Consider the following 12,123-nt stretch of genomic DNA (forward strand, 5'->3'; position numbering starts at 1 on the left):
TAGTGATCATTATCCAGCCTTTTTATTTTTATTGCTACCTTTGCTGTTTAAAAAATAAAAAAAATCAGCGTGGATAAAAAGCAGCTATTTTTAGTAGGTACTGGGATTCTACTAGTTTGTTTGTTGTATTTTGGCGGAAATAGAAAAGCTTCTACGTCTAATGCTTCCAACAACATTGCAGAAGATACCCAACAAAAAGAACAAAGTTTAGCTCAAATTAATTTTGACCAATTATCTGATAATCTAAAAAAGAAAATAACTCCCGAGCAGAAAGACAGCATAGAATTATTAGAAGTCAAAATGGAAACACATAAAGATTCTTCTAATCAGATGCGTGCCGAAATCTACAAAGAACTGGGAGATAGCTGGGAAAAAGCCCAATATATAGAGTTGGCATCCTATTATTTTCAACAGGCCGCCAAATTAGATTCTATAGAATCAAGGTGGAAGGAAGCAGGTGAAAAATTGGCATTTGCATTTAGGATTTCTGGAGATTCAAGCATGAGAGCTTACTTAGTAGAAAACACAGTTGCAGCTTACAATAATGCAGTAGTGTTTGACAGCACCAATTTAGACTACCAAATCGAATTGGCTTCTACTTATATTGACGGTTATGGCAATCAAGGGCAACAAGTGATGAAAGGAATATTTATGCTTCGAGATATTACTCTAAAAGATTCCACCAATGCTAAAGCAAATTTATTGTTGGGTCAAATGGCTATAGTTTCGGCACAATATGACAAAGCAGTCGCTCGATTACAAATAGTTATCCAAAAAGAGCCCACCAATGCACAAGCGTATTATTACCTTGCAGAGGCTTATCTAGGGCTAGATGAAAAGGAAAAAGCAATTGAAGCATACAAAGACTGTAAAAAATGGGTGAAAAATCCTACCTTTGCAGACCAATTGGACAAGTACATAGAAAAACTTCTAAATTCTTAATTTTAAATTAGATACATATATGCCTTGCGGAAAGAAACGAAAAAGACATAAAATAGCGACACACAAGCGTAAAAAACGACTTAGAAAGAATAGACACAAGAAGAAGAAATAACCAGTTTTGAATAGAGACTTAATTGTAAACTCCACTACTGAGGGTGTTCATATTGCTTTATTAGAAGATAAAGTATTGGTAGAGTTGCATCAAGAACAGTCCAATAACCGATTTGCAGTTGGTGATATCTTTATAGGTAAAGTCAAGAAAGTAGTTCAAGGACTCAATGCTGCGTTTGTAGATATTGGACATGGGAAAGATGCTTTTTTACATTATACGGATTTAGGTCCTCAAATTCGCTCCTTAAAAAAGTTTATTGACGAAGGCTTATCTGGTAATCGTAAACAACACCTGTTAGATAATTTTGGATTAGAAACCGACATTGTCAAAACAGGTAAAGTGACCGATGTATTAGAAAAGCGAGATGTCGTATTGGTGCAGGTTCTAAAAGAACCTATTTCATCAAAAGGGCCTCGTTTAAGCTGTGAAGTCACACTTGCAGGACGCTTTATGGTTTTGGTTCCATTTAGTGATGCGGTTGCTGTGTCCAGAAAAATAAAACAATCTGAGGAACGAGAGAGACTTAAAGTCTTAATAGAAAATGTGAAACCGAAACATTTCGGAATCATTGTGAGGACAGCTGCTGAAGGTAAAAAGCTGGCTGATCTTCATGAAGATTTGAACGACCTTCTATCAAAGTGGAAAAAGATTCTAACAGAACTGAGTACTACCAAAGCTCCTCAAAAGGTATTGAGTGAACTTAGTAAACCTTCTAGTATTCTACGTGACCTATTGAATGCGTCATTTACAAATATCATTGTAAATGACGCAAATTTAGCAGAAGATTATAAATCTTACGTATCAAGCATTGCTCCTGAAGTTGCAAAAATCGTGTCTTTATACAAAGGCAAAGCTCCTATTTTTGATTTTTACAAAATAACCAAACAAATAAAGGCAGCTTTTGGCAAGACCGTAAATATGGCAAGTGGTGCTTACTTGATAATCGAACATACCGAAGCACTGCATGTTGTTGATGTGAATAGTGGTCATAAAGTGAGCACTGTTCAAAATCAAGAAACTCAAGCACTAACAGTTAATTTAGAGGCGGTTAATGAAATCTCTCGACAACTTCGCCTAAGAGATTTAGGGGGAATCATCATTATTGATTTCATTGACATCAAAGACCCTGATAATAAGAAAATGGTTTACAGACGCATGAAAGAAGCCATGGAATTAGATAGGGCGCGTCATACCATACTCCCTTTGAGTAAGTTTGGCTTAATGCAAATTACTCGTCAAAGAACTCGTCCAGAAATTAAAATTTCTACTTCTGAAGTCTGCCCTACCTGCAATGGAACAGGGAAAGTAAAAGCAACAGTATTGCTAATAGACGAGATTGCAAATAACCTAAGTTATTTGCTCAACGAAATGGATTATGAAGACTTACAACTGTCTGTCCATCCTTTCGTAGAATCCTACCTTACAAAAGGATGGAGATCAAAGCAAATGCAATGGTTTTGGCAACACAAAAAATGGGTCAAAATTCTTGCGAATGACAATTACTTTCTTACTGAATATCATTTCTTTGATGCCCAACACGAAGAAATAAAGTTGTAAAACTCTAAAAAAACAGAAATAAATTTTATTTTTGTTTGAAGTAAAATGAGTACATTTTAGTACTTACCTACTCTATAATTATGCAACAATAGAGAGCAAGCCCATATATCCTACTAACCTTACATAAAGTTTTATCCAAAATTTGAGAAGTAAACTCTTATTGTTTTAGCTTTCAAAAGAAACACACAAAACAATAAGAATTTACTATGTAATCTTTACAATGATTTTTTTATAAAATTTTATTCTTTATTCAAAACCATAAACAAACATGATGATGAAAAAACTTTACGTTTTTGCTAAGCAGTTTTTTATGCTTAGCATGCTAATGGTCACGACTGTTGCTTTTGCGCAGGAGAAAACCATTACAGGTACAATTACAGATGGCGATACGGGGGAAACTCTCCCAACTGCGAATGTAGTTGTGAAAGGTACTACAACAGGTACTGTTACAGATTTTGATGGTAAATACACTCTCAAAGCAAGTGTAGGAGATGTATTGGTATTTTCTTTTGTAGGTTACGGAGCCGAAGAAGTAACGGTTGGAGCATCAAATGTAATTGATGTTGAGCTTTCTGCCGGTCAAGACTTATCAGAAGTAGTTGTAATTGGCTACGGTACGGTAAAAAAAGAAGATGCCACTGGTTCCGTATTGGCCATTTCTAGCGATGACTTCAATAAAGGAGTCAATACTTCTCCTGAACAATTGATTCAAGGTCGAGCTGCAGGTGTTCAGGTAACTTCTTCAAGTGGAGAACCTGGTGCAGGTGTGGATATTCGTATTCGTGGTGCATCTTCTGTACGTGCGGGCAATGACCCTCTAGTTGTATTGGATGGTGTACCTTTGGGTGGCAGCGATGTAAGTGCGGGTTCAGATGTAGGTGCAGGACGTTCTTCGGCTCGTAACCCATTGAACTTTATCAACCCCAACGACATTGAAAGTATCAGTATTTTGAAAGATGCTTCTGCCACAGCGATTTATGGTTCTCGTGGTGCAAATGGTGTTATCTTAATTACAACCAAGAAAGGAAGCCGTGGCGCACCTGAATTGAGCTTCTCTGCTGCATATACTACCAGTACTATGCCTGATAATAGAAAATACAATCTATTAGATGCCGCCACTTTTGCATCTGAATCTGGTATCAACTTGGGAAGCAATGTAAATGCATTTGATGAAATTTTGCGTACAGCAGGTACCAAGAACTACAATGTAAGTTATGGCGGTTCATCTGAAAATGGTGGACGTTTCAGAATGTCTTTGGGATATTTAGACCAAGAAGGTATTATCAGACACTCTGGATTGAAAAAATACACGGCCAATTTGAGTGTTTCCCAAAAACTACTAAATGATAGATTGACTTTAGATGGTAAATTATTGGGTAGTTTTGTAGAAGATGAAGCAACAGCTTTGTCTGACAACGTAGGTGCAGAAGGAGATTTAATTATTTCTGCTTTGCGTTGGAATCCTACTCGTTCATTTACCAATCCTGATGGTACTTATATTCAACCTAGTGATAACGAAAGAAATCCACTGGCTTTCTTGGACTATTACAATGACTTTGCTGAAACTTCAAGAATTTTTGGTACCATCTCTGCAAACTTCAATATAGCTGAAGGATTAGATTATAAATACAACTTAGGTATTGACCGTTCTGAATCTGCAAGAAGAGTGTCTGTTTCGAGATTGATGAATACCAACTTTGCCAAGGGTTCAGGAGGTGTTGCAAGTATTGAAGGCATTCAAACATTTTCTCAATTGCACGAACATACTTTGAGTTACGTCAAAGATTTGAACGACAACGTAGGTTTGAATACAGTTGTGGGATATGCCTATCAAAAATTGAGCAGAAAAGGAAACACTCAAAGAGCAAACGGATTCCTTGTAGATGATCAAGCTCTATATACTGCTAATTTGAACTTCGCAAATGCATTCCCTGCTGCACTAAATAAATCTTTTGAAGAACCTGACAACGTATTGCAGTCTTTCTTTGGTCGTGTAAACTTGACCTTGAGTGAAAAATACTTGATTACTGCAACAGTTCGTGCGGATGGTTCGAGCCGTTTTGGAGAAGGAAACCGTTATGGTGTATTCCCTTCTGCTGCTTTTGCATGGCAACTATACAAAGAGGACTTTATTCCTGATGCTTTTGACGATTTGAAATTGAGAGTTGGATATGGAGTAACGGGTAACCAAGAGTTCCCATCAGGTTCTGCTCAAAGCCAATACAAACCTACCGACAATGGTAGTGGTATTATCCAAACAGTGGTAGGTAATCCTGATTTGAAGTGGGAGTCAACTTCTCAATTCAACGTAGGACTTGACTATGGTTTTGCAAATTATAGAATCACAGGTTCTATTGACTGGTACACTAAAGAAACAAAAGACTTATTGTTCAGAGTCACTGCAGCACAGCCTGCTCCGAATGTTTTTGTATGGAGAAATATTGAGGAAATTACAGTCGAAAATACGGGTATTGACTTCAATATTGACGCAATCGTTGTCGACAATGACAAACTTCGTTGGGATGTTGGTTTGAACTTGAGTATATTCGACAACGTTGTAAAAGGTGTTTCTAATGTATTCCCTGATGGTATCCTCACAGGTGATATCAACGGACAAGGTTTGTCTAACCAGAGAGCGCAGTTGATTTATGACAATCAGCCATTGTACTCTTTCTACCTACCTGAATTTGTTGGTTTCAATGCCGAAGGTAATGGTGTATATGCAGACTTGAACAATGATGGTTCGGATACATCCAGTGGTATTGTTGGCCCAGGAAATGGTGATAGAGGTTTTTATGGAGATCCAAATCCTGATATGAACATCGGTATTAGAACTTCTCTTACTATGGGTAATTTTGATGTTAGCGTGTATGGTTATGGTTTGTATGGCCACCAAGTATTTGACAACACCGCTTTGGCGTTGTTCAACCGTGCTGCTTTGAATGGAGGAGCGAATGTGGATGATAGAGTTTTGAGTTCTGGTCAAGGAGCTAGCGATTCTCCAAAACCTTCTACTTTGTTTTTAGAGGATGCAGATTTCTTCCGTTTGGCGAACTTGACAGTTGGATACAATATCCCTTCATCCGTAGATTGGTTGAAATCTATCCGTGTTTATGCAACAGGTCAAAACTTATTCTTATTGACTGACTACAATGGATTTGATCCAGAGGTAAACAAGAACAAAAATATTGACGATGTACCTTCATTTGGTATTGACTACTCAACCTATCCAAGAGCAACATCATTTACTTTTGGAGCTAATTTTGTATTCTAATTCCAAAAAAATGTAGTTCAAAAGTCAAATTAAATAAGATTCTGTATGCTTTCTTACACAATTCAATACAAGCCTTACGAACTTTTTTAACTTGATTTTATTAAATTGCAAAGAGTTTTAATTTCAAAAATTATTTAGTATCATGAATAAATATTTTTCTTATATTTTAATCTTCACATTAGCCTTCTTGATTCTCCCAAGTTGTGCCAATTTGGATGAAGAAATCAAAGATGGTTTCACAGTCATCGAAGAAGGGGATGCTGATCCTGCACAATTGGTGCAAGGAGCTTACAACGGGCTTCGTAACCTACAGACCCAAGAAGAAATGGGTTCCATAATTCTCCATACAACAGATGAAATGGCAGGGCCTACAAGAGGTCGAGATTGGGATGATGCTGGTATCTGGCGTGTATTACACACCCACTCATGGACAACTGCTCATGCTTATATAAACAGGCTATGGAAATCTTTGAATACCAATTCTTTCAGTGCTTTCAATGCCTTGTGTGCAGGTGCAACAGGACAGACCAAAGCAGAAGCAACATTTCTAAGGGCATTACATGACTTTTACATTTTAGATACTTTTGGTAAATTACCAAGACGAGCTTGTGGTGAGAACTTGGTTAATCCACCTTCTCAAATTTTAGGTCGTGCAGAATTACCAAGTATTATTATTGGTGAATTAGAAGCAGAAATAGGAAACCTACCCGAAGGTGGCAATGCTGCCTTAGCAAATAAGGATGCTGCCTACGCACTTCTAGCAAAAATATACTTGAACAAAGCGGTTTATGCAGCAACTGGGGCTGATGGAGGTGCATTGGAAGGCCCTTATAGCTTTGATGCTGCTGACATGGACAAAGTAATTCAATATTGTGACAACATCATTAACAGTGGTCGTTATTCAGTAGATGACAACTATTTTGACAACTTTGTTCCTGACAATGGCGAACAATCAAGTGAGTTAATTTTTGTTTCTGAAAATACTTCAGGAGCAGCAGCAGGTAATGTTCGTTGCTACTTTCACATGACTACTCACTACAACCAAAACCCAAGTGGATGGAATGGTTTTGTAGCTCTGACTGACTTGTACAACCTATTTGAAGAAGGAGACAAGCGTGTAAAAGCAGAACTTCCTCTTTTTCAAGAAGGTAATTCTGGTCTAAATGCAGGTTTTTTGGTAGGACAGCAATACGATGTAGATGGAAATCCATTACAGGACAGAACTGGTAGTCCTTTGTCATTTACACCTGATTTTAAATTGACAGAAACAGGTTCTAACCTTGAAGTAACAGGTATTCGTTGTATTAAATATCCTGTTGATTATACTGTTCCAGGAGATCTTGCGGATAATGATTTTGTCATCTTCCGATTTGCAGATGTATGGTTGATGAAAGCAGAAGCAATGATGCGTAAAGGAAATACTGCTGCGGCTTTGGATATGGTGAACACACTTCGTGGAATTAGAGGAGCTTCACAATTGGGTTCTCTTAGCGAACAAACACTATTGGATGAGAGAGGAAGAGAATTGTATTGGGAAGGTTGGAGAAGAAATGACCAAATTCGTTTCGGAACTTACTTGGGTACATGGCAAGAAAAACCAAATCCTTCTTCAGCAACTCGTTTGTTGTTCTGTATTCCTGGTGAAGCAATTTCTACCAATCCTAACTTGGAGCAAAATCCAGGTTACTAAATATTGCTTATATGACAGAGCATAATATTAGTAACTGAGTGATTATAAAACGCACAGTTTAAATATTATTCTCAACAAAGAAACAGGTTGTTCTATATTTTAGAGCAACCTGTTTTTTATATAGTGCTTGAACGATAAGGCACAAATATTTGATATTGATTAAAATAAAGAGCTTTTTTTGCTTGAATTTTATAGTAGAAATTATTATCTTAGCAATTGCAATATTTGTATAATGTTAATTACGAATCAAATGATGATTTGTCTGTCTATGAGATTCGTGTAAAAAAGTATTACTATCTGATGCGTAAAGAATTTGAAGCACAATTACAATTGGATTCGATTCCTATTGGAGAGGTAGAAATAGATATGCGAAGCCGTCATGAGCTACCTCAACTATTAGCAGGATTACAGCATATTTTCACGAATGAAGCACTTCGAACAGCCGTTCTGAAAGTTTTATCTGAGGCTATTTTGTCAGAAAAAAAAGCGACGGGTCGTTTGGGAATGAGTTTATGGGAATTATTTGTTTTGGGTTGTTGCCGTCTAAATTTAAATATAGATTATGATAATCTACATGATTTATCGAATAATCACCATTCACTTCGAGGGATATTAGGTGTAGCAACGAGAGGTTATCTACCGAATGTAAAACATTATTGTTTGCAAACAATTAAAGATAATGTTGGTTTACTTACTGAAGATAACCTTAATGAAATCAATAAAATAATAGTTAATGAAGGTCATCAATTAAAAAAAAAGGAAGGTAAAATTTTAGAGTTGAATCTCAAAGCAGATTCGTTTGTAGTAGAACGTCATATTCATTTTCCAACCGATATCCGTTTATTGTGGGATTGTGTACATAAATGTATTGGTTTTATAAAGCTGTTAAAAAGCGTAGTAGACATATCAGGATTACGTAATTATAAATCAATACGTAAAAAAATAAAAAGATTATATACGCTTACAGCAAGAATACATAAACGAAAAGGTAATAATTATATAAAACGCCTTCAAGATTCGACAGAGGAGTATTTGGCAGCAACCTATCCTTTATTAAAGAAAGTGAATGATTTAGTAGAAGCTTTGAGTGAAATAATTGATTCAAAACCTCACTTAGCAACAAAGTTAGAAAGCTTGAAATATTATCGAGATATGTTAAAAAAACATATCGATTTGGTGGATAGACGTATTCTACAAGGCGAACAAATTCCTCATTCGGAAAAGGTATTTTCCATTTTTGAACCTGAAACGGAGTGGTTGAAGAAGGGCAAGGTGCACCCAAATGTAGAATTGGGGCATAATGTGTTGATTGTAACTGACCAATTTCACTTTATTGTTTATCACAAAGTAGCTGTAAAAGAACAAGATAAGGATTTAGTGATTCCATTAGGGAAGGAATTACAGGAACGCTTCAAAGAAAAGTGCAAATTGTATAGTATTAGTTTTGATAAAGGTTTCTGGCTGAAATCAAATAAGGAAGCGATGGAAAAAATATTCGATATAGTTGTGATGCCTAAAAAAGGAAAACCAACTATTGCTGAGAAAGAGGCGTACCAGGCAGATAACTACAAAACTTATAAGCGTAAACATAGTGCAGTAGAATCAAATATTAATGAATTGGAACAGGGTGGTTTGGATAAAGTAGCGGATAAGGGCTTGGATGGCTTCAAGAAATATGTGGCATGGGGAGTATTGGCTTACAATTTAAAGCGATTGGGCAGATTGTGCATGGAGCAGCAAAAAGCGAAAGCCAAGAAACTGCAAAAAGCGAAAAAACGAAAGCTCAAAAAAGCCTCTTGAGTTTCAAAATAGGCTTTTCTTTATAAATTGTTGATAAATAAGATTTTAACGTATTTCATAGGGGATTGTCTGCTCCGAAATGAGCGCAATGCAATGTATATCAGTAATTTAGAAAGAAATTGCCTCAAAACTCAAAAAAACATTCTCATAGATGTTTTTTTTTAATCTGTTTTTAATAAAAAAGCCTGTTTTCGTTCAGGCACTATATATGACAATCTCACTTCAAAATCTTCTCTAATTTTACTGCACATCAGATTATTTGAATGTATTTAGTTTTGTTTTTCTGTCTTGTAAGTTGGACGATGGGCTATTGTTCTATGATAGGACAAATGTGTTACAAAACAATATGTACTTAATTTTCTTTGGTTTGAAGGAAATCATTATCTTAGCTATCAAAAATCAAGAGCAATATGTTGAAAACATTGTGGCAAAAAGTACAATCCTACAAACGTGAAGAAAAAGGGGAGAGTCTTCGTCAAGCGAGTAAAAATTTAGGGATTCCCAAAAGTACACTTCATTATCAAGAGCAACCGTCTATCGCAACGGATAGACTCTTTGGGAACCGATTATTGGAATACACAAGGAGGGCAAAATTTCTTAAAGCGGATGATTATCAGCGTAATTTATACATTTGGGGCTATCCGTCTAAAGTTGGACAGATACTTATCTTGCTTTAACTGTGGCTGTGGAGATTCCTTTAAGAATCAAATATTTCTAGAAGCAGAATAAAGCGATAAGACCAACTCCCCTAGTAGTTGAACTCCTAGGGAGTTCTGAATAGGTATTTCAACGCACCTTTCCAAACCCCAACAGATACCCGACTTCAAACGACAACATCGAACCATTGCTATAAAAATCAACTGTTTCCACCCTGTTTCCATTTTCCACATAATACAACTCACCTACAATTGGAGGAGCATCTCCACCGCCTTTTCGATAGTTGAGACCAAATCGAAGCATTCTGTTGGAGTTTTTGCCAATCGTTTTTTCAAAAAATGCACCGAAGACCCAAAAATGGTTGTTTGTTTGATATGCCTCATAGTCCATATTCAGTCCTGTCAAACACCCTCCAAATACGGCAGGGTCTGGTTCTTCACAAGTACCTGTATTTGAACCACTATCATAAGGATACCAAGTTTTGCTATATCCTACTAAAGCACCGATAAATTTTGTGGAAGTTTTGCCAATTGGTCGTCGAAACAATACGTTGCCTCCAATATGTGAGTTGCCATCCAAACCGCCAATACCACCTTTAAAATTGGGTATATTTCCCGTTTGAAAGAAGGTACTGGGCGAAGCCTCATAACTTTTATTGTGGTACCCGCCAACAACTTGTAGGCTCAAAGAAGGCGTAAAGCGATAGCCTACAAAGGCTTCGGCAGGAAAAGGAAGGTTAAAACCCCAACGTTGGGCATCTCCAATGTTTTTGTCGAGATGGGTAACAGTAAGGCATACACCAACAGATGCTCCTGCATAGAAAGGCTGGTTTTGGGCTTCAATGGAAGAATATTGAAGGAGGAAAAAGAAAGATAGGATGAAGGTAAGTATTGATTTCATATTGATAGTGATTTTTAATGTTTGATAAAACAAATTTGTAAATATTTTTCATGCAGTTTGTTTTATATTTCATTAGAAACAGGGGGTAACAATGCTAACTAATCCTCCGCAACAATCGCCCGACAAATCCAATCTCCCACCTCCGAAGTGCCATAGTGAATCTCCTTGTTCAAATCCTCAGTCACATACCCTTCCTTCAATGCCTTATCCACCGCCACACGAATTGCAGCAGCTTCTTCCAGCATATCCAAATGCTCCAAAAGCATGGCAGCCGAAAGAATTGTCGCCATTGGGTTCGCAATATTTTTACCCGCAGCCTGTGGATACGAGCCGTGAATGGGTTCAAACATGGCAGTTTTATCGCCTACCGAAGCAGAAGGCAGCAAGCCCAAGGACCCCGCAATCACACTCGATTCGTCCGAAATAATATCGCCAAACATATTGCCTGTCACAATCACATCAAACTGCTTGGGCCACAAAATCATTTGCATAGCCGCATTGTCCACAAACAAATAATCGACTTCAACATCCCGATATTCCGCTGCAATCGCTTGAAACTGTTCCCTCCAAAGCCTCGAACTTTCCAGCACATTTGCCTTGTCAATGAGCGTCACTTTTTTGCGGCGTTTTTGGGCAGCTTTGAAGGCAAGATGCACGATGCGTACAATTTCATGGGCATGGTACATACAGGTATCGTAGGCACTTTCACCGTCATTCAACCTACCTTTTTCACCAAAGTAAATACCGCCTGTCAGTTCCCGATACATCACCAAATCAACTCCTTGTATGCGTTCTTTCCTCAATGGCGACAAATCCAACAGTGCATCATAGGCAACCACAGGACGGATATTGGCAAACAAACCCAGCTCTTTTCGCAAACGCAACAAACCCTGTTCGGGGCGCACTTTCGCACTTGGGTCGTTGTCATATTTGGGGTGTCCGATTGCGCCAAACAAAAAAGCATCGGCATTGACACACACTTCCAACGTTTTGGCAGGAAGTGGGTCGCCCGTTTTGTCAATCGCAATCGCTCCCACATCTGCATAATGGTAGTGAAACTCATGCCCAAATTTTTCGGCAATCACATCCATCACCTTGATTGCTTCGGCTACTACTTCTGGCCCTATTCCGTCACCAGGAAGGACTCCTATATTTTTTACCATCTTTTTGAAGTTCTTTTGTTAGTGTTCG

Annotated in this window: 8 protein-coding genes; 6 read left to right on the forward strand and 2 right to left on the reverse strand. The window is 37.5% G+C overall.

Annotated features, from left to right (window positions below; translation table 11 throughout):
• Positions 1 to 69: 69 nt before the first annotated feature.
• From R3E32_13720 to R3E32_13745, 6 genes are all read left to right on the forward strand, one after another.
• Positions 70 to 942, forward strand: a complete 873-nt coding sequence (locus tag R3E32_13720; protein ID MEZ4885787.1) for a tetratricopeptide repeat protein — start codon at positions 70 to 72, stop codon at positions 940 to 942.
• A 118-nt stretch (positions 943 to 1,060) separates the two neighbouring features.
• Positions 1,061 to 2,611: an Rne/Rng family ribonuclease gene (locus tag R3E32_13725; GenBank protein ID MEZ4885788.1), complete on the forward strand. Its 1,551-nt coding sequence runs from the start codon at positions 1,061 to 1,063 to the stop codon at positions 2,609 to 2,611.
• 310 nt (positions 2,612 to 2,921) lie between these two features.
• Positions 2,922 to 5,885, forward strand: a complete 2,964-nt coding sequence (locus R3E32_13730) for a SusC/RagA family TonB-linked outer membrane protein (GenBank protein ID MEZ4885789.1) — start codon at positions 2,922 to 2,924, stop codon at positions 5,883 to 5,885.
• A gap of 142 nt (positions 5,886 to 6,027) precedes the next feature.
• On the forward strand, positions 6,028 to 7,575 hold the full coding sequence (locus R3E32_13735; GenBank protein MEZ4885790.1) for a RagB/SusD family nutrient uptake outer membrane protein: 1,548 nt from the start codon (positions 6,028 to 6,030) through the stop codon (positions 7,573 to 7,575).
• A 300-nt stretch (positions 7,576 to 7,875) separates the two neighbouring features.
• Positions 7,876 to 9,375, forward strand: a complete 1,500-nt coding sequence (locus tag R3E32_13740; protein ID MEZ4885791.1) for an ISNCY family transposase — start codon at positions 7,876 to 7,878, stop codon at positions 9,373 to 9,375.
• Positions 9,376 to 9,785: 410 nt separating this feature from the next.
• Positions 9,786 to 10,052, forward strand: a complete 267-nt coding sequence (locus R3E32_13745) for a hypothetical protein (protein ID MEZ4885792.1) — start codon at positions 9,786 to 9,788, stop codon at positions 10,050 to 10,052.
• A gap of 109 nt (positions 10,053 to 10,161) precedes the next feature.
• On the opposite strand, the gene R3E32_13750 is transcribed toward R3E32_13745, so the two are convergent.
• Together R3E32_13750 and leuB are read right to left on the reverse strand one after the other, a co-directional pair.
• Positions 10,162 to 10,932: a hypothetical protein gene (locus R3E32_13750; GenBank protein MEZ4885793.1), complete on the reverse strand. Its 771-nt coding sequence runs from the start codon at positions 10,930 to 10,932 to the stop codon at positions 10,162 to 10,164.
• 98 nt (positions 10,933 to 11,030) lie between these two features.
• On the reverse strand, positions 11,031 to 12,095 hold the full coding sequence (gene leuB / locus R3E32_13755) for a 3-isopropylmalate dehydrogenase (GenBank protein MEZ4885794.1): 1,065 nt from the start codon (positions 12,093 to 12,095) through the stop codon (positions 11,031 to 11,033).
• Positions 12,096 to 12,123 lie beyond the last annotated feature (28 nt).

The organism is Chitinophagales bacterium (assembly GCA_041392475.1).
Classification (GTDB): Bacteria; Bacteroidota; Bacteroidia; order Chitinophagales; family UBA2359; genus JAUHXA01.

Coding starts and splice junctions, on each gene's coding strand:
- R3E32_13745 (MEZ4885792.1), top strand. CDS start 9,786: ATGTTGAAAACATTGTGGCAAAAAGTACAATCCTACAAACGTGAAGAA.
- leuB (MEZ4885794.1), bottom strand. CDS start 12,095: ATGGTAAAAAATATAGGAGTCCTTCCTGGTGACGGAATAGGGCCAGAA.
- R3E32_13740 (MEZ4885791.1), top strand. CDS start 7,876: ATGCGTAAAGAATTTGAAGCACAATTACAATTGGATTCGATTCCTATT.
- R3E32_13750 (MEZ4885793.1), bottom strand. CDS start 10,932: ATGAAATCAATACTTACCTTCATCCTATCTTTCTTTTTCCTCCTTCAA.
- R3E32_13735 (MEZ4885790.1), top strand. CDS start 6,028: ATGAATAAATATTTTTCTTATATTTTAATCTTCACATTAGCCTTCTTG.
- R3E32_13730 (MEZ4885789.1), top strand. CDS start 2,922: ATGCTTAGCATGCTAATGGTCACGACTGTTGCTTTTGCGCAGGAGAAA.